Origin of the sequence: Microvirga lupini, from assembly GCF_014191055.1 — a bacterium.
GTDB lineage: Bacteria > Pseudomonadota > Alphaproteobacteria > Rhizobiales > Beijerinckiaceae > Microvirga > Microvirga lupini_A.
Genome location: NZ_JACHWB010000003.1, coordinates 234779 through 257034, shown reverse-complemented (window position 1 = coordinate 257034; position 22256 = coordinate 234779). Strand labels below are relative to the sequence as shown.

The following is a 22256-nucleotide window of genomic DNA, read 5'->3' as shown; positions in this document are numbered from 1 at the left end:
GTCGAGACAATGTCTGCACATGGCACGGGGCTGACCTTGGCCTTATTTCCGCAATGGGGCTGCGAGGTGACCTTCCCGTGACGTCGATTGAGGGTTCAATTGACCCTGACTCGAGCTGGTCCGAGATCATAGGGCTCATGCATGACCAGGTCATGGCAACCGGGCCGCGAGTGTGTCTCGCTCGCATGCCAGGAGCCGTATGCGCTCGTTTAACCTATGTTAATGTCGAGCAATTGGGCGCATAATCGGCACCATGTCTCACGCCTGGAAAGAACGCGAGGACCTCGCCTAAGCCGACCGGCACATCGCCGAGGGCGAGAGACGCTGGGCCGAGCAGCAGCGCCTGATCGAGCCGATGGCCGAGACGGGTCAGAGTACAGGGAACGCCGAGAGGCTGCTTCGGAACTTCGAGGAGACGCTTGAGCAGTTTCGCGTCCACCGACAGCTCATCCTGGACAAGATCGCGCGCCAGGAAGGGGCTGAACCGTAACACCCACGAGGATGGCCGTCATGCCCCAGATGCGCACTCCCCCAGAACCTCCCATAGCTCCATCTAACGAGCCGTTCATCCAAACCTCCAAGGAGGCGGTGAAGCGGTCGCGCGAGCTGCTGGAAGAGACCAAGGCCATCGTCGAACAACAGCGGCACTGGCCTTCTGTTCGAAGCCCGGGAACGAAGCCGCCCCAGACGGGCTAAAGGAGTTCCACAGGGCTTATCGGAAATTTATGGCTCTCAGTCTTGGGCTCGAGACGGGTATTCCACGACCAGGGAAAGCGCGGCCCGCAGTACAACCTGTCCCGCCTCGGCCCTCACGCTGACAATGAAACTGCGCTGGTCGCCGTCCGGAAGCCCATCCCTTGCCATATCCGACAAGGCCCTTTCGGCCTCGCGTTTAGCCGCCTCGGTGTCTTCCAGCTCCTGCCCCTCCTCATCAGGGAAGAAGCGCTCGCCATCGTAAGTATCGAAGAAATAACGAGGCACAGGCGCTCCAAGGCTCGGGATCGGTAGCCGTCAACGCTCAGCGTCCGGTTTGGGCTCCACGTGGGAGGCTGCGTGCTGAGCCTTGCGCTCTTCTTCCTCTGCCAACACCTCCAGACGCTTGGCATCGTTGAGCGCCGATCCTCGACGAATCGCCGATCCGACGGCAGTTCACGCATCGTTTTACTGAATTAAAAAGAGTAGACTAAGTTTTTTTGCCTAAAAACAAAGTTTTACGGCAAAACTAACATAAATCTATCTTCTGTTTTTATTTATGTGGTACGGTCAAAATATTATCAGCAACCGATCATAGGCGCTGATACCTGAGAGAGACGTGTGCTCCCGCCTGCCAACAGGAGGAGTGTCACATGCATGCTTCTTTCCCCTCCCAAGACAATCCGCTCATCCGAAAGCTGGACAGCGTCTTCACGCTCACCGAGGACGAGCGCCAGGCCCTCGACAAGCTGCCGATGCAGCTTGCCGTCATCAAGGACGATCAGGACATCGTGCGCGAGGGCGACCGGCCCACCCGGTGCTGCCTGATCCTGAGCGGCTTTGCTGCCACCTCCAAGATCACCGCAGACGGCAAGCGCCAGATCACGTCCTTTGGCATCGCCGGTGACATTCCCGACCTTCACAGCCTGCACCTGAGGGTGCTCGACAACAGCGTCAGTACCCTGAGTACCTGCCGGGTCGGCTTCATCACTCATGATGACCTGCGCGATCTTTGCGAACGCCACCCCCGGATCGCCGCCGCCCTCTGGCGCGAGACCCTGATCGATGGGGCCATCTTCCGCGAGTGGATGCTCAACATCGGGCGGCGCGAAGCCTACAACCGGATCGCCCACCTGTTCTGCGAGATGCTGGTGCGCTTGAGCGCGGTCGGCTTGGTCGAGGACTACGCCTATGACTTGCCCATCACCCAGGCCGAGTTAGGGGATGCGCTGGGCATCACCACTGTTCACGTCAACCGCGTCCTCCAGCAGATGCGGGCCGACGGCCTGATCGTGACCCAGGGAACACGGCTGGCCATTCCTGATTGGGACAGGCTGAAGGAAGTCGGCGAGTTCAACCCGAGCTACCTTCAACTGGAGCAGGGCGATCTCGCCGCTCTGGACGCAGCTCAGGGACGGCCCAGCCAGCGCCGCGCCTGATGAGCCTGATCGGAAATTCCATTAGAAGCTGAGAATGCTGGCTTATGAACTTAGCCGTTCTTCCGCTCTGCTGGGATCAGAGGCCACTGTTTAGGCCCATGCATCAGCGAGTTTGAACCTAAGGGACCGTTTTCGACCCTAACCCTGGGCCAGCGTGACCGCGAACCTCTTGGGTGAGGTGCCGACAAACACCGGCGGCAACGAGAGCGTGCTAGGCGATTGGCAGGTTCTCCTGTAGTCGATTGCAAGGGCTCTCGCTGTTGCGCCGGAGCCTTCCCGCCTGACCCTTCACCCCAAAATCTTTCCGGAACCCCTGGTGTCGATCTCCTCTGTCCGTCTGCACCGCCTGCTGCTGGTGGCTTCGCTGCTCGTTCCAGCTCTCGTCTTCGTGGCCGCGGCAGCCTGGAACCGACTTGAGGTCCTGCGCGAGAACGATGAGACCATCACCCGCACGGCGGCGATCCTGCACGAGCACGCTCATAAGGTGTTCGACACGGTCGATCTGGTGATCGGGCGGGTTGAGGACCGCAGCCAGGGAATGTCCTGGGACGAGATCTCAGCCCCTGAGACCAGCGCCTTCCTCCAGAGAATCAAGGCTCCCCTGGAGCAGGTCGTCTCGATCTGGATCACGGATGCAACCGGGCATGTGCGCGCGGGCAGCCAGCCGTGGGATCCTGCCGTGACCATCGACGAACGTGAGTGGTTCCAGGCGCAGCGCGGACAGGATGTCGGCACCTACATCAGCGCTCCGTTCCAGGGCAAAGCCACCCGTGCCGCCTCCTTCGCGGTCAGCCGTCGCCGCTCGACCCAGGACGGGCACTTCGATGGGATCATTCATGTGGCGCTCAGCCCTGAGTACTTCAGCCGCTTCTTCCAGGAGGCTGTGCCGCCAGGGCCAAGTGCCGCCGCTCTGATCCGGGAGGATGGCGCCATCCTGGCTCGTGCTCCCACCCAGGTGACCTATACCCGGTTGGGACCAGACAACATCCTCATGCGCAGTATTGCAGCCCAGCCCGATGGCGGCGTCATGGTCGGGGTCTCCTCGACGGACCAGCGCGAGCGGTACTATGCCTACCGGCACGTGGGAGCCTATCCCATCTATGTCGCTTTCGGTGTCGACGCTGATGTTGTCCTGGGACGCTGGTACCGCAACCTCCAGCTTTATGGCGCCGTGGCCCTCCTGTCGGCTCTGACGCTTCTGCTGGTCTCGTGGCTGGCCCTGCGCAGAGCTAAGGCGGAGCAGGAGGCTCTAACTCAGCTCCAGTACGAGAGTGAGCAGCGCTTGGCGGCCGAGCAGCGCCTGTTGCAGGCGCAGAAGATGGAGAGCATCGGTCAGCTCACCGGTGGCATTGCGCATGACTTCAACAACCTGCTGGCGGTGATCCTCGGCAACCTCGAACTGCTGCGCAAGCGCGTCGGGGATGATGAGCGTGCCAAGCGGCTGCTGGAGGGAGCGTTCCAGGGCGCCCAGCGCGGGGCTGCCCTGACCCAGCGGCTGCTGGCCTTCTCCCGCCGTCAGGATCTCACGCCACAGGCCGTCGACGTGCCGCAGCTCGTATCCAGCATGACCGACCTGCTCGCCCGCGCCCTGGGACCGAGCATCCAGATCGTAACCCAGTTTCCCGCAGACCTGCCGCCGGTCAAGGTTGATCCGAACCAGCTTGAGATGGCGCTACTGAACCTGGCGGTGAATGCCCGCGACGCCATGCCGATCAGCGGCACGATCACCATCTCGGCGCGGACAGAGGAAGTGGCTTCTAAGAACGAGCACGGTCTGAGCCTGGGCTCCTACGTCTGTGTGTCGGTGAGCGATAACGGCATGGGCATGGATGCCGCCACATTGGCCCGAGCCATCGAGCCGTTCTTCACAACCAAAGGCATCGGCAAAGGCACCGGATTGGGCCTGTCGATGATCCATGGCCTGGCGGTTCAGTCCGGTGGCACGCTCACGCTCAAGAGTGAGGTGGGGAAAGGCACGACCGCCGAGATCTGGCTGCCCCAAAGCAATGTGATTGCAGCAGCACCAGCCGGCGATGAGAACGCCCGCCCGGAGCATCGCACCTGCACCGTGCTGCTGGTGGAGGATGATCCTCTGGTGATGGGTGGCACCGCGGCCATGCTGGAGGACCTCGACCACAGAGTGGTGCAAGCCTCCTCAGGCGAAGAGGCTCTTCGGATCCTGCGGGAGAATGCCTCCATTGACCTGGTGGTGACCGATCATGCGATGCCGGGCATGACCGGGTTGGAACTGGCGGAGCGGATCCGAGATGAGTGGCCTGGCATGCCGATGCTGCTGGCCAGTGGCCACGCCGAGCTGCCGGAGCGGGCCGGGCTGGCCGTTCCGCGCCTGACGAAGCCATTCCGGCAGGATGAACTGGCGAGTGCGATTGCGGCACTCGTCACGCCGGCGTGTGAGCCGATCAACGTCGTGCCCTTCCGCAGATCGTAAGTGGTCGTTCAGTGGCAGAGCACGACGGTTGCTTTCGTGATCATCGATCTTCGGCTTGATCCAAACCGAACCGACCGAGACCTCACCGCGGAAGGTCAGGAATTGGCACGAGGCCGACTTTAGCCGTACTTCCGCAGTTCTGGGATTAGCCGACCTTCATTTGGTCCAGGCGATAGCATTACGGCCTGCTGCAAACCTTCAGTAACAGGTGAGCTGAAACCCGTCAGCTCACGGAACATGGTCGTCATCCGGATGAACAGGGACCCGCTTGTCGTCCGCTTTCCGGACCATGAGAGCAGGACGCTGTGGCTCGATAACCTTTCCTTGCGGAGCCTTCCAGCCACTGTACCATCACCGGATGAGCAGGAGACATTCATGCCTGAGCCGCTGATCGATCTCTCCAATCCAGAGGCTTGGCGCCTGCTGAAGCACGCTCGAAAACGCGGCTATCTCACCAGGGACGAGTTTGACCAGATGGTTGGGCCAGAGCTGCCGCCTGACCGCCTGGAGGCCCTCAAGCGAGAGCTCTGGAAGCTGCACATCACGATCCTTGTGACGGGAGATAAGCGCTGACCTCAAGTGCGAGGGGTGAGGAGGAGATCCGTGCCATCGAACCAAGCATGGGTTGCAGCCTCGCGGGCAGTCTGCTCGTCTTCGAAGCCACGATCGGTGGGCTTCTCAAAGCCGCAGACGTGGCACTGAACAGCGGCGGCAAAGCCACCGTCATCCGTGACAAAGCTCAGGACCGATGCTGCATCAGAGGAACACTGTGGACAGAACCTCTGGCTCATGTGGCTCTTCCTTCCCCGGTGATCGCCGGTGATCGTCGAAGTTAACGCATGTGGTGCCGCTTTGGAGCCAGGACAGCTGCGACAGAATTGTGCAACGCACAATGACAGAAGGAATGGGGTCAGGGCAAGGCGGTGCCGACATCACTCGCGCCAGCCGGGTTCCATCGCCTCGCGCACCCTCACGGGGAGCCACCGCAATACGATATCTTCCCCCGTAAGCACACCCCGCTAGGCGACAACGAGGACCCGTGGGATCTGATCTGCTATAACCTACGGCTCGTCAGAAAAGGTTGGTCATCGGATCACGAATCGCTTCTCCTGCCGACATGATCAACCAAGGGGAGAGTGAATGTTCTTCGTTGTGACGGGACAGGGACTGAATGGGCCGATAGCGGTCACCTGCGAGACGGCGGCTGCGGCGGTCGAGAAGGCCCGCTCTTTCATTGCTCACGGAGCGCTCGACGTTATCATCACTGATGCGGACGGGCGGCAGCATCTTCCAGACCACTTCCACGGTCTTCTCCTCGGGACCCAATCCTTATGAAACCGCTCCGAAGCTGGAACAGGCCCCGTGGGAGGCTTACCGTGAGGGTCGAGCTTAGCGATCTGGCGAAAAGGCGGCTCCTTTGCCTCGAAATCGAAGGTTTGTGTCGCCGAACACCCGAAGCGCTCGCCCGCGCGTCACGGCCCAGCTTCAGGAGAAAAGAATGGCTCACAAGTATAAAGTTCATCAGTTGCTTCGCATCACCCATCCGAACTTCTCGGACACGCGTGCCAGTTCAAGCGGCCTCTACGAGGTGACGCGTCTTAGGCCGGACGCTCCGACCGGCGAAGTCTCGTACCGCATCAAATCGTCCGGCTTCGGTGAGCGCGCCGTGCGTGAAAGCGAGATCGCGACTCAGGCGTCACGCATATGACCAATGGGGATGCCTTCTTTCAGGGATCGCAGATTTACGAACCGGTCGCGCTGCTTCGACGGAGCGCTGAGATCCTGTACGTCGCCCGCGTGGGCATGAAGGCTTCACGGCAGTTTATGATCCTGATGCCTACGGGCGAGCCTGCTTGGCCGCATGAGCCGCTCGGAAGCCTCTCAGATATCGCCTGGGCGCTTCGAGCCCATGAATGGCACGACGTGGCGCCTGAACCCGTTGGACAGAACGAGCGCTTTGCCAAGACGCTGGCCCGTCTGCTGATCGAACGTGCTTAGGTGATCGGCTCACCGGCAGATGTGCAGGTAACGGACACGGAGGAACCAGACGATGACTGATCAACCGACCAATCTCGATGCTCACCGCGGCATGGCAGCACAAAAGGCAACCGATCTTCGACGCCTCCGGTCAGAAGTCGAAGCCGACCAGGAAGCGCTGCGCACGAGACAAGCCACCCTCGAAGATTTGCTGGCAGCCGCACCCGCCACCGACTGGCCGGAGGCGATTGAGAAGGCGCGCTATCTGCTGGGCCTCTTCGCGCAGAGCTTGGATGCAAGCGATCTACGCCGCCGCAAGCTGATCGACCACGTGCTGGCCGACTTCGACCACTTGCTCGACAAGCAAAATCAGTAGCGCTTTCTGAAGAGCTGATCATGCTTCCCTGGGTCGTTCTCGACACGGCAAAAATCCCTGGTGATGGGAGCGAGCTGCGCCTCAAGAAGCGTGGGGCTGAGTTCTCCATCATGTTGGGCAGCAACGAGTTGATGAACAGCCGCCTCAGTGGTTCCGAGGAGGCGCTCGCCAGACTGTCATGCCTGAGACTTCGGGGCCGCGAGCGACCACGGATCCTTATCGGTGGGTTGGGAATGGGTTTTACGCTTCGCGCTGCGCTTGCTGAACTCGGGCCCGATGCTCAGGTCACTGTGGCCGAACTGGTACCTGCCGTCGTGGCATGGGCCCGCGGTCCCATGGCCGAAGTATTCGGCGATAGCCTGACAGACCCGCGTGTCAGCATCTTCGAAGGGGATGTCGGTGGCCTGATCAGGTCCAGCCGGTCCGCTTATGATGGGATCCTGTTGGATGTCGACAACGGGCCCGAAGGGCTGACACGCAAGGCCAATGACAGCCTTTACGACATGCCGGGGCTCAGTTCCGCCCGGACAGCACTAGCTCGTGGTGGCGTCCTGGCCGTGTGGTCATCGGCGCCGAATAGAGCCTTCACCCAGCGCCTGCGGAAGGCGGGATTTGGTGTGGAGGAGGTCAACGCTCGCGCCCACGGAACACGTAGGGGGGCAAGACACACGATCTGGATTGCGACCAAACAAGGGGGGTCACCTGCGTCCCAGGCGCAAAGCTAAAGAGACAATGTCACGTGTGCTTCGCTACTTGGCCCGTGTTCGCTTGCGCACTCTGCGGGACGCCCTGCGAAGCCAACATGCTGAGAATATTTCGCAGCCATAGTGAGCATATAGCCCATGCCGGCGAGGATGTTACCACCCCGAGGTCGCGCAGGCCCTCCCGGGAAGCGCGATTCTACTGCGCCTCTCCGGGAGAAAATCTGGACCGCCACGATGTCGACCTTGGTTCAGGCTGCGCACATAGGGGAGTCATCGGAAATGTCTAATCCTATTCTTAAGCCGCTTCATCCTCGTCGTCTTGACCGTCCGTCCCGGCTTCGGATGAGCCATCCTTCAACGCATGCGGCGACTTGGCCAAGCTCTGGCCGATGAGCGTCTGCGCCTCAGTTAGTGAAATGCCATGAACAACGGAGATTTCGCGAGCGAGTGTCTCAAGAGCTGACTCATAGAGCTGACGCTCGCTGTACGAAGGCTCCGTCTGCTCGGGGGAGCGGTAGAGGTCGCGCAAGACTTCTGCCAGCATCATCAGATCACCCGAATTAATCTTTGCCTCGTACTCCTGGCCTCTCCGGGCCCACATGCCACGCTTGGCCCGGGCACGTCCGGTAAGGACCTCGAGCACCTTCTCGATGACAGCCGGTTCCACGATCTTGCGCAGGCCGCTGCTCGCAGCCTTGGCAATGGGAACGCGCACTGTCATCTTGTCCTTCTCGAAGAAGATGACGAATACCTGAAGCTTGAAGCCGGCAACCTCCTGCTCCTCGATAGCCGTAATCCGGCCCACACCATGAGATGCGTACACGACTGTCTCGCCAGCCTTGAATGCGAGATCGGCCCTTTTTATTGTCGCCATAAGGGATTGCTTCCTTTGTCACTAACGTTGGTTAGCCAGGGCATTTCACTCGCACGAGGCATTACGCCCTCGGGAGCAAAACGGGGATTAAACGAAATTTGTAAGGCTTCGCTGCTTCAGCCGATCAACAACAGATTACGAGACCCAAGCTCGACAAGCTTTTGCTGCATAAACCGTTCGGGCACTGGCGGGGATGTCAGCTCGACGCAGGACAGGTAGTTGCCCTTGTCTGCGTTGTTCAAAGTGACGAACTTAAACGCTTGACTGGCCGATGCGCCATCTGGACGGTGATCTTGCGCCTATCGTAATGCCTCAGGGACCAGGCCGGTTACCGTCACACCAGCTTCGCTCCGCGCATCGATCTCTCCCTTGATCTATTGAATGAGAGATCGAAAGAGGCCATAGCCGATCGTTCCTTCTGGGATTGCCACAAGGTCGCGTCGGTCACCAACATCGGCATGCGGTTCCGCCGGACAGATCGACGAACAGACCGCCTTCCTGCCGAACTCCTTCTATTTGGCGTTCAGAGACACCTCGTTCAGCGGCGCCCGCCTAGTTCTCCTGGAACTCGTTTATGGCCAATCTGGTGTGAGGTGGGTGCGATGACAGAACCTTGGGTGTTCAGTCGATATCCCGGCTCAGCTCACTTGCGTGCCTTTCGGGCGGCATAGCGGGCATCCCGGGCTGCCTTTTGCTCTGCTTCCAGAGCAACCTGGCGCTCGGCTCGCTCCGCTCTCTCGACAGCCTCGTTTGCCTCCTGAGCACGGCGCTGCTCATGTTCGGCCGCTTGGCTTGCCTCCCGCTCTGCGGCCACGCGGGCCTGCTCGGCGACCTTGGCGGCCTCGCGTTCGGCCAGCCGCGCCTCACGGGCGGCGCTGATAGCCTGGCGAGCTGCTCTGCGCTCGGCCACAGCCGGATCGTCGGCACCCGGCTTTGCTCGGACACGCTCCAGCATGGCCTTGCGGGCGTTCTGGGCCGTGCTCAGCCGGTCGCCGAAGCCCTTATCCCGGAAGCCGCTCATGCTCTGATCTCGCTCTCTCGGACGGCCCGCTCCGTCATGCCCGACTTGATCCGGTACGAGACTTCACCGGTCTCATCGGCCGGCATGAGCCGTACGACCTCGTAGATGCCGCTGCCGCCAGCACGGCTGTCGGAAATCGGCGCACGCACGAGGTGCACCATCTGTCGGATCTTGTATTTGTGGGTCATGTTGGTTCTCCAGTGTGTGACTGCGCAGGGGCAGCACCACGAGTGCAAACAAAAAGCCGCTCCCATGGGAGCGGCCTTGATGGCTCAGTGCAGGTAAGCCTGCACCGAAGAGGCGGGCCTCATGCGGCTTCGATGTTATTGACGGCGATCTTGCCGGAGCGGCGGTCTTCGGCCGTGTCGAACGAGACCTTCTGGCCTTCGACGAGGTTGCGCATGCCGGCGCGCTCAAGGGCGGTGGCGTGGACGAACACGTCCTTGTCGCCGTTGTCCGGCTGGATGAAGCCGAAGCCCTTCATGTCATTGTAGAATTTCACAGTACCCATGATCATAGGGATAACCTTTCGCAGTTGTTGCAGATGCACGTGAGCCGAGGCGCGCGAAAGCGCGACTTCAACCCGGTTCGTCGATGTTTTGGAGAGAGTCTGAACGTGCGCCTGGCAGAGCCAACAGCGGAACGGCCCGATTGTCCGGCCAAAGTCGATAATAGAGATATAGAGATTTGTCGGATTTTTACAAGAGCACCGGCCGGGATTGCTCGAAGAACAGGGGGCAGAAGGATTTGCTTCCCTGTTTTGCTTTCCCATAACGCCAATGAGATTTCCGACGGCGGGCCCAAAATCTTCCGATCTCACCGGGAATGACTATGATCGCCGGGAGGGATTGGTCTGCGCCAGGCATCAGCTAGGGCAAGGCCAGCTCCGCTCCCGGGCAGCAAAGAGCGGCTCACGCTAGACGGGTGATCGCGTCATCTTCTTGATCGGAACGCGGGGCCTGCCGGCTTTCTCCGCGATGGCGTTGTCCTGCTCCTCAATGGCCTTCCGAGCGGGTTCATCGCCGTCGAGCCCACCTAGAATTGAGCGCGGGACGCGTCGGTTCGAGCTACGGGAGCCATCCTCATAGAGAACGTCGAAGAGGGCATAGCCGCTCTCGACGGGCTTTGACTTGTTGCGGGCCAATGTTCGTGTTCCTTTGCAGAGCTGGACGCACCGAGATGCCTCATGGGCCAAAACGCAGAGGCCGCTCCAAGTCGGAGCGGCCTCTCTTGCGAAGTTAATGACCAGAGAGCTTGATCAGGCCGTCTTTAGGTTCGATGCCGATTCCTTGCCGGTGCGGCGGTCGGATTCGACGTCATAGGAGACCTTCTGACCCTCAGCCAGACCACGCAGGCCAGCGCGCTCAAGTGCGGACGCATGAACGAAGACGTCCTTGCCGCCAGCATCCGGCTGGATGAAGCCATAGCCCTTTGTTTCATTGTACCACTTCACTGTGCCGGTTGCCATGACGAGTTCCTTTCCCTGTTCATGATCAGGTGAGGCCAAGATGCGTCAGCGCCCTGGCTTAATAAGTATCGATGCTTGGGGAGGTCGTCCGTGCGGATGCTCGGTCAGCGCAGCAGCTCAGTCGTCGGCCAATTTCGATGCCGGAACGATAGGGTGGCATGATGGCCGTTACAAGGCTCTGCTTCAGGGACTGATAGGCACGAGGACGGGATCGGATGAGAATGCGTCATCCTCCTACGCGAACCCGGATCCTGTCGTCCCCAGGCTCTACAGGGCCGAGCCCTGAGCTACTCGCAAAGGGCCGTGGCCATGGTTTGGGGGAGATCTGCCCCCGGCCGGCTCCGTCCAAGGCCCGTTACAGAGCTGTTCCGCTCTTGCACCGAACGCCGATCAATGCTTCCGCGCCTGCACCAAGTAAGCCGGGATAGTGGTCTCTCCGAGAGCCTTGCAGGCTTCCAGTCGATGCAGCCCCTCGACCAGGACAAACCGTTGGCCGTCAGGCCGCACGAGAATCGGCACTTCCTGTCCCTTTTCCATCATGCTCTCTGCGACGGCTTCGACTTTCTTGGGATCAAGCGTCTGGCGCCGCTGCACCGGCACATAGATGTCGGGGATCGCAAGTGTCTGCCTCTTCATCATCTCGGCCGCTCCAGCCCTGTCATGATCCCTCGAAGCTTATCCGGCACAAGGGGACTTGCCTAGGAACACGCCCGATCACGATGCGTTCGCGATCGGTGCCAGCTTGGCAACAAGCAGGGATGGCAGCGCTGGACGTGCTCAATCGGAGATACATCCCTGAGCAAACGCACAGCGTCGATTAGGCTTCTTCTCCTGTTTTTAATCTCTGTATGGGCGCAGACCACTCCTCTACAACCATGAGCGTCATTTCAGGTGCTGGGCGAGGTGCTTGTTCATCTCGAACATGCTGACCTTGTTCTTGCCACCGAACACCGCCTGAAGCTTCTCATCGGCCATAATCTCGCGCTTGTTCTGCGGGTTCTGGAGTTTGTGCTTCTTGATGTACTCCCACACCTTGCTCACCACCTCCGGGCGGGGCAAGGGAGCCGCGCCCACAATGGCCGCTAGTTCCGGCGAGGGCTGGAGCGGCTTCATCAGCGCTGCATTCGGCTTCCGAGCTTCTTTGGACTCCGACATTGTGAAACTCCGTTGTTGCGCCCGCTTGGCGTCTGCAAGGGTAGTCGGCACGTCGATGATCTTGGGCCTTAGCCCTAGACCGGCGCCGGGCGCCGGGCCTTGCTGGTTTTCCTCTGGCCCGCAAGTTCCTTGAGAAAGGCATTGGTCCACCAGGCGATGTCGTAGCGCCGGAGCAGATCCATCATCCGCTGCCAGCGGGCGATCCGCTCCGCCTGGTCCATGTGGAGGGCCGCGTTGATGGCCTCAGCGACCTCGAACTTATCGTTGGGGTTGACGATGAGCGCGCCACCGAGCTGCTCGGCCGCCCCAGCGAACTTGGACAGCACCAGCACGCCGGGATCCTCCGGATCCTGAGCGGCTACGTATTCCTTGGCCACAAGGTTCATGCCGTCGCGCATCGGCGTGACGAGGCCGACCCGTGCGATGCGATACAGACCCGCTAGGACGCTGCGGGGGTAGGCGCTCGTCACGTAGTGGATCGGCACCCAGCCGGGTTCGCCGTGCGCCCCGTTGATCCGACCGAGGGTTTCGCTCACGGTCCGGCTGAGCGCGGCATACTCGGGCACCTCGCTGCGGCTTGTCGGAGCGATCTGGAGATAAGTCACGCGGCCACGCTGATCGGGGTTGCTGATGAGAAAGCGCTCGAAGGCTTCCATTCGCTCCGGGATGCCCTTGGAATAATCGAGGCGGTCGACCCCGATGATGAGGCTGCGTGAGCCCAGGCTGGCGACGGTCTGCTTGAGCAGGCGATGGGTGGCGGGGCGGGGGGCCGCCTGCTCGAAGCCGCTCATGTCAATGGCAATGGGAAAGCCCTTCACCCGGGCCTGGCGGCCATCAAGGGCGATCACATCAGCCGTGCGTTGGGCGGCATCGAACTCCTGGAGGATGCCGCGCCGGAGGTTGTCCGCATCCCGTGCGGTCTGCACACCGACGAGATCGTAGTCTGTGATCGCACGCAGCAAGTCTTGGCTCCCGGGCAAGGTGCCGACAACCTCCGGAGCGGGCCAGGGGATGTGGCGGAAGTAGCCGATCCGGTTAGCCAGGCCCAGCGCCCGCAACTCGGCGGCCAGTGGGATCAGATGGTAGTCGTGCACCCAGATGAGATCGTCCGGCCTGATCAGCCGCGCCAGCGCCCCGGCGAAGGTCCGGTTGACCCGCAGGTAACCGGCGTAGTCCGCGCGGGAGAATTCCGACAGACCAATGCGGTAATGCATCACGGGCCAGAGCGCCCGGTTGGCAAACCCGCTGTAATATTCCCGGCGGTCCGTGGCGGTCAGATCCATCAGGGCATAGCGCACATGGCCCTTGTCGATCATCCTGGGCTCGGCCGATGGATGGGCTGAGACTTTACCGCTCCAGCCGAACCATAAACCGTCCTGGCCTTGGAAGGCTTCGCGCAGGGCAACCGCCAGACCGCCGGCGGAACCCTTACCGGTGGGATCGGGGATCGAGACCCGATTGGAAACAACGACAAGGCGGGCCACAAAGCTCTCCGGACTGTTCCGAGACGGGCGCCGCGAAGGTATTCGATCCAAGCTGGTCTTGTCATTCATTTCCGATTCGGGTGTTTCGGAGGGTGCAATCCGGTCGGCCGATCCAGCAGCTTGCGAGATTTTTCGATCACCCGCTTCGTCTCCTCGATCGTCTGCCTGGCCAGCCTGAGAGAGAGAGCTGCACAGAGCGCTTGTGAACGCTATGGCTGCTGGGCTGCGGCTCTCGACCCGTCTTTGGCTTACTCATCCTGATGTTCGAGCCAGTTGGCCGTGAGCGAAAGCATCGCCTGGAATTAGTACTGCCCGCTCTCGTCCCTGACCTTGACGGTAAAAATCCCGCCGGTCGCCATCGGGCAGTTCGTCCCGGGCGATGTCCGGAAGCGGCGTCGCGCATCGCCTTACGGCCCCGGCACAGGTTTCCCACCTTGTCGCGGGTGAAACGTTCGCCGTCGTGAATATCGAAATAGAAGCGGTCCATTGGACGCTCCCCTCTGCTACAGGCGGGAGCGCACGCATCTCTCGGCCGCCGGTGCCTGAAACAACTCGTCCCGGCGATGTGGGACAACACCGGGATGATGGTTCCGTTCGGACGCGCCCTCAGATACCTGAGATATGCATTCCACGACATACCGCTCGGCCGTGTCCGTCATCCTCTTGCTTCCGGCGCGCTGTCACCCATAACGCTACAATCAGCCTCACCGAAAGCAGGATCATGGCTCCGACTCGCGATGCCTGCCCTCGAACACCGCTCCATCCCGGTAGGATGCTGCGGGATCATGTTCTGCCCGGCCTCGACCTTTCCGTGAGCCAGGCCGCCCGCGAGCTGCGCGTCGCCCGCCAGACCCTCCACCGCGTTCTTGCCGGGACGGCGGCGGTCAGCCCAGAGATGGCCGCTCGCCTGGCTCGCCTGTCAGGAACCGCTCCCCAGTTCTGGCTCGATCTCCAGCAGCGCTATGACCTCTGGCATGCCGAGCAGGCGCTTGCCGGGGTCTTGACGCTGATCCCAACCCACTCCCTGCCACCGGCTATTCAGGCCGAGATCGGACTTCCGTATGACCGCTCCATCCAAGTCCCCCCCCAAAGCGCAGATCGGGGTCGAGGGGCTCGATGACATTCTCGCAGGGGGCCTCGCTCCGGGCCACGTTTATCTCCTGGAGGGCAACCCCGGCACCGGCAAGACCACCATCGCGCTCCAGTTCCTGCTGGCAGGCGCCAAGGCGGGCGAGACGGGCCTCTACATCACCATGTCCGAGACCGAGCAGGAATTGCGCGAGGGCGCAGCGTCCCACGGCTGGTCCTTGGATGATGCCATCCATGTGTTCGAGCTTGTGCCGCCCGAGAGCCTGCTCGATGACGAGCACCAGCAGAGCCTGCTCTACTCCTCCGATCTGGAGCTCGGCGAAACCACCAAGGCCGTGTTCGAGGCCATCGAGAGGGCCAAGCCGGTACGGATTGTGCTCGACAGCCTATCGGAGATCCGGCTCCTGGCGCAAAGCTCCCTGCGCTATCGCCGCCAGATCCTCGCGATGAAGCACTACTTCGCCAAGCAGGGCGCGACCGTCCTGATGCTGGATGACCTGACCACCGACACGAACGACAAGACCGTTCACAGTCTCGCCCATGGGGTCATCCGCTTGGAGGAGATGACCCCGACTTACGGGGCCGAACGCCGCCGTCTGCGGGTGATCAAATATCGCGGCCAGAGCTTCCGGGGCGGCTTTCACGACTTCACGATTGTCGAGGGCGGCGTCCAGGTCTTTCCGCGTCTGATCTCCAGCGAGCACAAGACCGGCTTTGCCCGTAACGTGCTCACCAGCGGCATCGGTGAACTCGATGCTCTGCTCGGGGGAGGTGTTGAGCAAGGATCCAGCACCCTGGTGATGGGTCCGGCCGGCACCGGCAAATCGCTTCTCGCGCTGCAATTTGCCGTCTCGGCTGTCCAGCGGGGCGAGAAGGCCGCATTGTTCGTCTTCGACGAGGAGCTCAGCCTCCTGCTCGACCGCACCAGACTGATGGGCATCGACCTGGCGGCGATGTGCGCTGCCGGCAACCTGTTCATAGAGCAGGTCGACGCCGCCGAACTCTCACCGGGCGAGTTCACGCACCAGGTGCGCACCAAGATCGATCATCATGGCGTCAAGACCATCGTGATCGACAGTCTCAACGGCTATCAGGCCGCCATGCCGGAAGAGCAGTTCCTGGTGCTGCACATCCATGAACTGCTGCAATACCTGAACCGGCAGGGCGCCTCGACCTTCCTGCTCGTGGCCCAGCACGGGCTCGTGGGCGACATGCAGGCTCCCGTCGACGTCACCTATCTGGCCGATACGGTGATCCTGCTGCGCTACTTCGAGGCCTTCGGCCAGGTGCGGCGGGCTCTGTCCGTCATCAAGAAGCGGTTCGGCTCGCACGAGAACACCATCCGCGAGATCCGGCTCGACGGCAGCGGGATTGCCATCGGCGAGCCGCTCAAGGGCTTCCAGGGCGTGCTGCGCGGTGTGCCGGTGATGGCAGAGGGGGACCGCGCCTCTCTGCTGGAAGACCGTTGAGCATGGATGCCTTGTCTCAGCCCCACTTGATGCGGGTGCTGATCCTGGCGCCGCACGGGCGGGATGCTGCGGTCGCCGCCGACATTCTGCACGGGGTCGGGATCGCAACTGAGGTCTGCCCGAACCTGCCGGCCCTGGTCCGGGAGCTTGAACGAGGGGCTGGCTTTGCGCTTGTCACCGACGAGGCTTTCCGCACCGCCGACCTGACGGATCTGTCTCGCTGGCTGGCGGACCAGCCAACCTGGTCCGACTTCGCATTCGTGCTGCTGACCCATCGCGGGGGTGGGGTCGAACGCAATCCTGCCCTGGCCCGTCTCACCGAGATCCTCGGCAACGTGATCTTCCTGGAGCGTCCCTTCCATGCCGGAACCCTGGTCAGCGTGGCTCGGAGCGCCCTGCGTGGGCGGGAGCGGCAATACGAGGCTCGGGCCCGCCTGGCCGAAATGCATACGGCGGAGAAGCGCCTGACGGCCGCGCTTGACCAGGCCAGGCGCGCCGCCGAGCACCAGCAGTTGCTCATCGGCGAACTGAATCACCGTGTGAAGAACACCCTGGCCACGGTGCAGTCGATCGTCATGCAAACCTTGCGCACGAATGTCACGCCGGAGGATGCGAGAGAGGCGGTTCAGATGCGGCTGCTCGCCCTGTCACGGGCGCACGATGTGCTCACCCGCGAGAGTTGGGAGGGAGCCGACCTGATCGAAGTCGTCACGCGAGCGCTCGAGCCGTACCAGACCTCGAATGAGAACCGGCTGCACATTGCCGGGCCACATGTCCGGCTCACCCCTCGGATGTCGTTGGCCCTCGCCATGGCTTTGCATGAATTGGCCACCAATGCAGTCAAGTATGGGGCTCTGTCCAACAAGGTCGGTACCGTTGAGGTCTCGTGGACGGTGCAGAACGGAGCAGCACCACCCAGGCTGAGCCTGCGCTGGACGGAAAGTGGCGGTCCGCCTGTGAAGGCGCCGTCTCGCCGCGGCTTCGGCTCGCGTCTGATTGAGCGCAGCCTGGCAAACGATCTCGATGGTCAGGTCGAGATCGCCTTTGTGCCGACGGGAGTTGTTTGCACGGTCGATGCTCCTGTGGCATAGGGCGCAACCCCGGTTCCATGAAGCGTGTTCTCGGAAAGTCGCGCTGTATGCGTCCAGAATATCGCCTTTTGGCCGAGGCGACCTTACGGTAACTGCCGGGTTGGCAGCGTGAGCGGACGTTCAACCGAGCCCAATGTCCGATACCTATTTGGTCGAGGCCATCGGCCCCGGCTAACCGCGCCTTCCGAGCGTCTCCTCGACGATGCGCGGGTTGCGCATGTAGCGGTAGGCGGACGAGACCACCAGCGTCGCGGTGGGATAGATTGGCGCCGACAAGGATTACCACGCCGCCTAGCCAGCGCAATAGCTCAACCCCGAGCAGCGGCTCGTCCATATGCCACCGGTCGTGTACCGGGCACAGCGCTTTCATGGGCGCTCCGACACAAAGCCTTGAGCTCAGGCCGCCAGGTAAGGGTCGTGCTGCTCGAACTGCGGGATTGGCATCGCCGGCGCAGCGGGATCCGGGCTCCATTCGATGTTCAGCAGGCGCAAGGCCGCTTTCACCTCCGGCAGGCGCGGCGGCTCGCCTTCGGGCATGCCATCGGCGAGCGCCAGGTCGAGAAGGTACTCGTCCCAGGCCCAGCGCCACAGGATCTCACGCTTGCAATCAAGAGTGAGACGGGGATGACGCACCACATGGTCGGGTGACGCGAACACGGACGCGGGGGCCACCAGGGCGCGATCCAAATTGGGCACGTCCCAAATTTCGCGTCGACGAGCGTTGGCATGGAGCCAAGGCAGCGTGACAACGGCGCTTGGGGCGGGAGGGACAGAGGGCTCGGTTCTCATCCCACGCCCCGTTAACTGTGGCGGTAGTCCAGCGCCCTGAGGGCATCGAGAATGTCGTCGATCACGACAACGGCGCCCGACCCGGGGATCTGCCGCCATCCAGGTCGGCCTTCGACCGAACAGGCATCCGACGCCCATTGGGCCAGCAAGGCCGGCTTCTCGCCTCTCGACAGGAGGGCATGCCCGAGCACCTGGTGCGGATGCGTGAAAGGGTGACTGGATCTGCGACGGGGAAACGTAAGCTCGCTCGCGATGTCGTCTCTGAAGGTTTGTTGCATGGATCCCTCCTGAGTTCTGCAAACGGTCCAGCCTCGGGCAGGAGGCGCCCGAGGCTATGTGCGGCCGGCCCACTTACGCGGCCTTGGTCTTCTGCGGTTCGTGCTCGATTTGCTTCGCGTTGTCCTGCGCCATCTCAGGCTGAGTGTTTGTGGCAATCTCGATCCGGCGGGGCTTCAAGGCCTCGGGCACCTCGCGCACCAGGTCGACCGTGAGCAGCCCGTTCTCCAGGCTCGCACCCTTCACCTTCACGTGGTCGGCGAGGTTGAAGGTCTGCTTGAAAGCGCGGGTGGCGATGCCGCGATGCAGGTACTGCTTGTCCTCCTCGGAACCCTTGTGCCCCGTCACCAGCAGGGCGGAGCCGTGCTGGGTGAGCTCGATCTCGTCCGAAGAGAAACCAGCCACCGCCATGGTGATCCGGTACTGGTCGTCACCAGCCTTCTCGATGTTGTAAGGCGGCCAGTTGGTCATCGGCTCGACCCCGGGCGGTCTGATCGAGCATGTCAAACAGCCGGTCGAAGCCGACCGTGGAGCGGTACAGAGGGGAGAAGTCGAAAGTTCTCATAGCCACATCCTCTTTGGAGCAACATGGATCCGAGAGCGCCGGACACCGCCGGCGCCCGTGTGCCAAGCTCATCTGAGCCTTGGCGCCCATCAAGTTAGGAATGAGATTTTGGGTCGTCAAGACCTTCGGACCTGCCAACACAACGCGAAAAGCCGTCTTAAAACTTGAGCTCACCCAGACATGCTGCACGGCTCAATCGGTATCTTGCTGGGGCTGGAGCGTCCCAGGTCGGGCGGACCTTTTGGGAGTATTTGGTCAGTGCGCGCATATATCTGGGAAGCGCACTCGAGGAGCATCTGGCGGCGGTCAGGCGCACCGATGCAGCCGCGCGGACAGGAGCCGCCGCATCCTGTCGGTCCTGTCGGGGCTGTTGATCCAGTCCTTCACCTCGAAGTCGCCGATCCGCAGCGTCGGCGCGAAGCCGTAGTCCGGCGCGAGGATGTCCGTCAGGGCGTCCCGGAACGCCCGTTGGCGGTGGCGGCCTCCCTCGCCGGGAAACAACGGCGGCATCGGCCGGCTGAATCCGCCGCCTTCGAGTTTGGCCTTGGCGTCCGACCGCGCGATCCAGAGGTTGGCGTCGAAGGCGAGCGGCACGTCGTCCTTGTAGCGCCGCAGCGTTGCCGCCCGGTGGGCGTTGAAGTGCTGCTTCTCGTCGACCTCGAGGATGCGCGGCGGCGAGCCTGGCACGACCAGGACGGCATCGACCGTCCTGCGCTCGACCTTGCGCATTTCGTCGGGAAGCTCGAGCCCCGTCAGCTCCGAATAGATCGAGTGGACGAGGGGCCAGCGGTCGCCGCACTCGGCCCGACCAGGCCGCACGAGCCAGTCCGGCGTCGATGCCGTGGCGGCTCCGAGGATGTCGGCGACCAGCCCGACGACGGCGTATTCAATCTCCTTAGGCATGCGAACCCGTGGCGGCCCGGCCGTCCTCCGGTTGATCCGACTTCTCGCCTTCGGCGACGATTTGGAGGGCCTCGTCCGGCAGCGGCCGCTGCAACTTGAGCGCCTCCTCGGCCGGCGCGGTGAGCCAAATCTCGTACTCCTCCGGGGTCGTGAGGATCACCGGCATGGCCTTGGGATGGATCGGCCCGACGACGCCGTTCGGCTCGGACGTGAGGAACGAATAGAGCAAGTGCTCGCCCTCGACCGGCTCGGCCTTGGTGCCGCGCACGCCCGTCCACGGCCGCCAGATCCCGGCGAAAGCGGCCAACGGCCGGTCCTTGTTCAGGGCGAACCACACGGGTGTCTTGCGCGGCTTGGTGTCCCGGTATTCGCTGAAACTGGACATCGGAATCAGTGCCCGATACTGCGGCTTCAGCCAAGCGCGCCAGAAGGGCGACGACACGTTGCGCACGTTGGTGACCGGCTGGGTGCCGACCTTGGGCGGCGGCGGGAAGCCCCAGCGCATCCGGATGAGCTCGCGCTCGCCGTCGACCGTGCGCACCACCGGCGCCATCTGGTCCGGGAAGATCGCGGGCAGGGGCGGCACGTTGCCGGCGCTGTCGCGGGCGATCTCGAAGGCCCGGCGCATGGCCTCCTGGGTGGTGTAACTCGAGTAGAGATTGCACACGGGCCTGACCTCCTTATCGGCGTATCCGCTTTATAGCTCCGGTTACGCAGAAGGCCATGTCCCGTCTCTGAGGCGGGTCAGCCGGGATCCATCCAGGGCGATGGAGCCCTTAATGCTGGTTTCCCAGCTGCGGGTTAGTCAATGGCAGGGTGAGAACGTCACAGTCAGATGATTTGGGGGCCTTGGTAGCGAGCGAAGGTTGTGGAGCCTGATGGCCCGTCCGGACGATGCAAGCAGGCGCAGGAACTTCTTGGAGGCGACTATTTCTTACTGTCACGCTGAAACCAGCCACCCGATCGGCGGTTCATCCCCTTAACGTATGTTAGCCCAAGGTGGCCGAGCCACCGCGACGGGCACGCCAGACTAGTACCCAAGGAGAGTGCCGATGTCCCACGACGCTTCAGGCAGCGTGCGCCTGCCCCATGTCAACGATCTTCACCCAGATGTCGCCACCTTCGTGATCGCTCGTGCCTTTGCTGAGACTTACCGGGATGTGCTTGAGGCCCCAATCCCGGACCCGCTCGTTGCCATCCTGCGGCAGATGGAAATCAGGAAAGCCGACCATGACCGCCATGCAGCCTGAACTGCATCTGGCGCTGATCGTCGAGGACGATCCCGACGTTCGGGCGCTTGCCGCCGTCCTCCTGGAGGAGACGCCTCTCGACGTGGTGGAGGTCGAGAGTGCGGAGGCCGCCCTGGACTGCCTCCAGGAGCGTGGGGGCGAGGTGGCGATGATGTTCGCCGATGTTCGCCTGCCGGGCGAGATGGACGGGGTCCAGCTCGCCAAGGCAGCCTGCAAGCTCTGGCCGACGGTCAGGATCGTGCTCACCTCCGGCGATCCCGGCGCAGTGTCCGAGGAACTGCCGGATTGCGTCACCTTCATGCCGAAGCCCTGGCGCGGTCTTGATGTGCTGGTCCAGGCCGAGAAGGCGATCCACGACCCGCAGCCGCCGGTGACGTGACATGGGACAGGATGCAAGCAGCGAGCCACCTGTCGTCCTTCTGGTCGAAGACGAACCGTTGGTTCGCATGACCGCCGCCGACGAGTTGGAAGAAGCAGGTTTCCAGGTTCTGGAGGCGGCGAACGCCGATGTTGCCCTGGCGGTGCTGGAGGCGCGCTCAGACGAAGTTCAGGTGCTGTTCACCGATGTCGACATGCCAGGGTCGATGGACGGCATGGCCCTCGCCGAGCAGGTCTACCGGCGCTGGCCTCACGTGCTGCTGCTGATCTCTTCTGGCTACGCCCGACCGCATCCTGACGAGATCCCGGACCACGGGCAGTTCATCCCGAAGCCCTATGGGGCGGCCACCCTCACCCGGCACATCCATGAGATGATGCACATGCCGCGCCCATGAACGGGCTGGAGACAGGCGCCGGATCAGGGGACATGGCCCTCCTGAAACCAGCGCCCGATCCCACGTCACTCAACCGCAGCAGTTGTCGACGTGAGACGAGTCCAGGGTGGTGTCTACTTGCGCCTGTCGTTGTCGTACACGTTGGTCCGGCCCGTGGTCGTCCCGGAGGTGGCCGAGGCCCCGGTCGTCCCTGCCGTGCTGGCCCGTGACCGCCCGCGCATGAAGTACCAGACGAGGCCGGCGATGAGCGCTAGGCCGATGATGATCCATAGCCAGGAGGCACCGCCGCCATCGGTTGTTGCGGGCGCGGCGGGCGAGCCGGACGTGGCCGGCGGGGTGGCCTGGGCGAGGGCCCCGGTCACTCCAGCCAGCGTCACGATCATTGAAGCGTAGAGCCTGTTGAGCATCATG

The 22256-nt window shown here is 62.4% G+C and carries 31 protein-coding genes and 1 pseudogene; 13 read left to right on the top strand and 19 right to left on the bottom strand.

Annotated elements, in window-relative coordinates; translation table 11 throughout:
* Window positions 1-214: 214 nt before the first annotated feature.
* Both FHR70_RS12740 and FHR70_RS12735 read right to left on the bottom strand, forming a co-directional pair.
* A complete protein-coding gene (locus tag FHR70_RS12740; RefSeq protein ID WP_183450700.1) occupies window positions 215-439 on the bottom strand; it encodes a hypothetical protein in 225 nt (74 codons plus the stop codon).
* A 293-nt stretch (window positions 440-732) separates the two neighbouring features.
* A complete protein-coding gene (locus tag FHR70_RS12735) occupies window positions 733-981 on the bottom strand; it encodes a DUF6894 family protein (RefSeq protein ID WP_183450698.1) in 249 nt (82 codons plus the stop codon).
* Window positions 982-1346: 365 nt separating this feature from the next.
* Between FHR70_RS12735 and FHR70_RS12730 the strand changes: the two genes are divergently transcribed.
* The 3 genes from FHR70_RS12730 to FHR70_RS12720 all read left to right on the top strand — a co-directional run bounded on the left by FHR70_RS12730 (window position 1347) and on the right by FHR70_RS12720 (window position 5154).
* Window positions 1347-2132, top strand: a complete 786-nt coding sequence (locus FHR70_RS12730) for a Crp/Fnr family transcriptional regulator (RefSeq protein WP_183450696.1) — start codon at window positions 1347-1349, stop codon at window positions 2130-2132.
* Between the two features lie 316 nt (window positions 2133-2448).
* Entirely contained in the window at window positions 2449-4581 is a 2133-nt protein-coding gene (locus FHR70_RS12725; RefSeq protein ID WP_343058798.1) for a hybrid sensor histidine kinase/response regulator, read from the top strand.
* A gap of 375 nt (window positions 4582-4956) precedes the next feature.
* Window positions 4957-5154, top strand: coding sequence for a hypothetical protein (locus FHR70_RS12720; protein WP_183450694.1), 198 nt, complete (start codon window positions 4957-4959; stop codon window positions 5152-5154).
* 2 nt (window positions 5155-5156) lie between these two features.
* Here FHR70_RS12720 and FHR70_RS12715 read toward each other — a convergent pair whose 3' ends face one another.
* The gene (locus tag FHR70_RS12715) at window positions 5157-5372 is read right to left on the bottom strand and encodes a hypothetical protein (RefSeq protein WP_183450691.1); all 216 of its coding nucleotides are present in this window, start codon (window positions 5370-5372) and stop codon (window positions 5157-5159) included.
* Between the two features lie 280 nt (window positions 5373-5652).
* Window positions 5653-5886 carry a hypothetical protein gene (locus tag FHR70_RS12710; RefSeq protein ID WP_183450689.1) on the bottom strand — a complete coding sequence of 78 codons (234 nt, stop codon included), beginning with the start codon at window positions 5884-5886 and terminating at the stop codon, window positions 5653-5655.
* 193 nt (window positions 5887-6079) lie between these two features.
* Here FHR70_RS12710 and FHR70_RS12705 point away from each other — a divergent pair, with 193 nt between their 5' ends.
* The 4 genes from FHR70_RS12705 to FHR70_RS12690 are packed head-to-tail and all read left to right on the top strand — an operon-like array spanning window position 6080 to window position 7659.
* On the top strand, window positions 6080-6289 hold the full coding sequence (locus FHR70_RS12705; RefSeq protein WP_183450687.1) for a hypothetical protein: 210 nt from the start codon (window positions 6080-6082) through the stop codon (window positions 6287-6289).
* Window positions 6286-6579 (top strand): hypothetical protein, encoded by a 294-nt coding sequence (locus FHR70_RS12700; RefSeq protein ID WP_183450685.1) that lies wholly within the window; start codon window positions 6286-6288, stop codon window positions 6577-6579. The genes FHR70_RS12705 and FHR70_RS12700 overlap by 4 nt, the downstream gene beginning before the upstream one ends.
* 52 nt (window positions 6580-6631) lie before the next feature.
* Entirely contained in the window at window positions 6632-6934 is a 303-nt protein-coding gene (locus tag FHR70_RS12695) for a hypothetical protein (protein WP_183450684.1), read from the top strand.
* 20 nt (window positions 6935-6954) lie between these two features.
* On the top strand, window positions 6955-7659 hold the full coding sequence (locus tag FHR70_RS12690) for a spermidine synthase family protein (RefSeq protein ID WP_183450682.1): 705 nt from the start codon (window positions 6955-6957) through the stop codon (window positions 7657-7659).
* Window positions 7660-7933: 274 nt separating this feature from the next.
* On the opposite strand, the gene FHR70_RS12685 is transcribed toward FHR70_RS12690, so the two are convergent.
* The 9 genes from FHR70_RS12685 to FHR70_RS12645 form a co-directional block, all read right to left on the bottom strand.
* On the bottom strand, window positions 7934-8512 hold the full coding sequence (locus tag FHR70_RS12685; protein WP_183450681.1) for a CarD family transcriptional regulator: 579 nt from the start codon (window positions 8510-8512) through the stop codon (window positions 7934-7936).
* 643 nt (window positions 8513-9155) lie between these two features.
* Window positions 9156-9533 (bottom strand): DUF6481 family protein, encoded by a 378-nt coding sequence (locus FHR70_RS12680; protein WP_183450680.1) that lies wholly within the window; start codon window positions 9531-9533, stop codon window positions 9156-9158.
* The gene (locus FHR70_RS12675; protein ID WP_183450679.1) at window positions 9530-9721 is read right to left on the bottom strand and encodes a hypothetical protein; all 192 of its coding nucleotides are present in this window, start codon (window positions 9719-9721) and stop codon (window positions 9530-9532) included. The genes FHR70_RS12680 and FHR70_RS12675 overlap by 4 nt, the downstream gene beginning before the upstream one ends.
* 119 nt (window positions 9722-9840) lie before the next feature.
* Window positions 9841-10050 carry a cold-shock protein gene (locus tag FHR70_RS12670; protein WP_183450678.1) on the bottom strand — a complete coding sequence of 70 codons (210 nt, stop codon included), beginning with the start codon at window positions 10048-10050 and terminating at the stop codon, window positions 9841-9843.
* 399 nt (window positions 10051-10449) lie between these two features.
* Entirely contained in the window at window positions 10450-10677 is a 228-nt protein-coding gene (locus tag FHR70_RS12665) for a hypothetical protein (RefSeq protein WP_183450677.1), read from the bottom strand.
* Window positions 10678-10791: 114 nt separating this feature from the next.
* A complete protein-coding gene (locus FHR70_RS12660; protein ID WP_183450675.1) occupies window positions 10792-11001 on the bottom strand; it encodes a cold-shock protein in 210 nt (69 codons plus the stop codon).
* Between the two features lie 390 nt (window positions 11002-11391).
* Window positions 11392-11640, bottom strand: coding sequence for a ParB N-terminal domain-containing protein (locus FHR70_RS12655; RefSeq protein WP_183450673.1), 249 nt, complete (start codon window positions 11638-11640; stop codon window positions 11392-11394).
* A gap of 243 nt (window positions 11641-11883) precedes the next feature.
* Complete coding sequence (locus FHR70_RS12650) at window positions 11884-12156, bottom strand: SWIB/MDM2 domain-containing protein (protein ID WP_183450671.1); 273 nt, start codon at window positions 12154-12156, stop codon at window positions 11884-11886.
* 74 nt (window positions 12157-12230) lie between these two features.
* Entirely contained in the window at window positions 12231-13640 is a 1410-nt protein-coding gene (locus tag FHR70_RS12645; RefSeq protein ID WP_183450669.1) for a trehalose-6-phosphate synthase, read from the bottom strand.
* A 721-nt stretch (window positions 13641-14361) separates the two neighbouring features.
* Between FHR70_RS12645 and FHR70_RS12640 the strand changes: the two genes are divergently transcribed.
* Genes FHR70_RS12640 through FHR70_RS12630 form a run of 3 tightly spaced genes read left to right on the top strand, consistent with a single transcriptional unit; the run spans window position 14362 to window position 17289 of the window.
* Window positions 14362-14760, top strand: a complete 399-nt coding sequence (locus tag FHR70_RS12640) for a HigA family addiction module antitoxin (protein WP_183450667.1) — start codon at window positions 14362-14364, stop codon at window positions 14758-14760.
* Window positions 14702-16198: an ATPase domain-containing protein gene (locus FHR70_RS12635; RefSeq protein WP_183450665.1), complete on the top strand. Its 1497-nt coding sequence runs from the start codon at window positions 14702-14704 to the stop codon at window positions 16196-16198. The genes FHR70_RS12640 and FHR70_RS12635 overlap by 59 nt, the downstream gene beginning before the upstream one ends.
* A 2-nt stretch (window positions 16199-16200) precedes the next feature.
* The gene (locus tag FHR70_RS12630; protein ID WP_183450663.1) at window positions 16201-17289 is read left to right on the top strand and encodes a sensor histidine kinase; all 1089 of its coding nucleotides are present in this window, start codon (window positions 16201-16203) and stop codon (window positions 17287-17289) included.
* Window positions 17290-17685: 396 nt separating this feature from the next.
* On the opposite strand, the gene FHR70_RS12625 is transcribed toward FHR70_RS12630, so the two are convergent.
* The 5 genes and pseudogenes from FHR70_RS12625 to FHR70_RS12605 all read right to left on the bottom strand — a co-directional run bounded on the left by FHR70_RS12625 (window position 17686) and on the right by FHR70_RS12605 (window position 20489).
* Window positions 17686-17985: a hypothetical protein gene (locus FHR70_RS12625; RefSeq protein WP_183450661.1), complete on the bottom strand. Its 300-nt coding sequence runs from the start codon at window positions 17983-17985 to the stop codon at window positions 17686-17688.
* A 104-nt stretch (window positions 17986-18089) separates the two neighbouring features.
* The gene (locus FHR70_RS12620) at window positions 18090-18356 is read right to left on the bottom strand and encodes a hypothetical protein (RefSeq protein WP_183450659.1); all 267 of its coding nucleotides are present in this window, start codon (window positions 18354-18356) and stop codon (window positions 18090-18092) included.
* Window positions 18357-18429: 73 nt separating this feature from the next.
* Window positions 18430-18919 (bottom strand): annotated as a pseudogene (locus FHR70_RS12615) (Hsp20 family protein).
* Between the two features lie 306 nt (window positions 18920-19225).
* A complete protein-coding gene (locus tag FHR70_RS12610; protein ID WP_183450657.1) occupies window positions 19226-19822 on the bottom strand; it encodes a hypothetical protein in 597 nt (198 codons plus the stop codon).
* Window positions 19815-20489: an SOS response-associated peptidase family protein gene (locus FHR70_RS12605; protein ID WP_183450655.1), complete on the bottom strand. Its 675-nt coding sequence runs from the start codon at window positions 20487-20489 to the stop codon at window positions 19815-19817. The genes FHR70_RS12610 and FHR70_RS12605 overlap by 8 nt, the downstream gene beginning before the upstream one ends.
* Before the next feature lie 385 nt (window positions 20490-20874).
* On the opposite strand from FHR70_RS12605, the gene FHR70_RS24025 reads away from it, so the two are divergent.
* From FHR70_RS24025 to FHR70_RS12595, 3 genes are read left to right on the top strand one after another with little or no spacing between them, the layout of a single operon-like run.
* Window positions 20875-21072, top strand: a complete 198-nt coding sequence (locus FHR70_RS24025) for a hypothetical protein (protein WP_246408136.1) — start codon at window positions 20875-20877, stop codon at window positions 21070-21072.
* On the top strand, window positions 21053-21451 hold the full coding sequence (locus tag FHR70_RS12600; RefSeq protein WP_246408134.1) for a response regulator: 399 nt from the start codon (window positions 21053-21055) through the stop codon (window positions 21449-21451). The genes FHR70_RS24025 and FHR70_RS12600 overlap by 20 nt, the downstream gene beginning before the upstream one ends.
* 1 nt (window position 21452) lies before the next feature.
* Complete coding sequence (locus tag FHR70_RS12595) at window positions 21453-21845, top strand: response regulator (protein ID WP_183450653.1); 393 nt, start codon at window positions 21453-21455, stop codon at window positions 21843-21845.
* Window positions 21846-21958: 113 nt separating this feature from the next.
* On the opposite strand, the gene FHR70_RS12590 is transcribed toward FHR70_RS12595, so the two are convergent.
* Window positions 21959-22255 carry a hypothetical protein gene (locus tag FHR70_RS12590; protein ID WP_183450651.1) on the bottom strand — a complete coding sequence of 99 codons (297 nt, stop codon included), beginning with the start codon at window positions 22253-22255 and terminating at the stop codon, window positions 21959-21961.
* Between the last annotated feature and the right edge of the window lies 1 nt (window position 22256).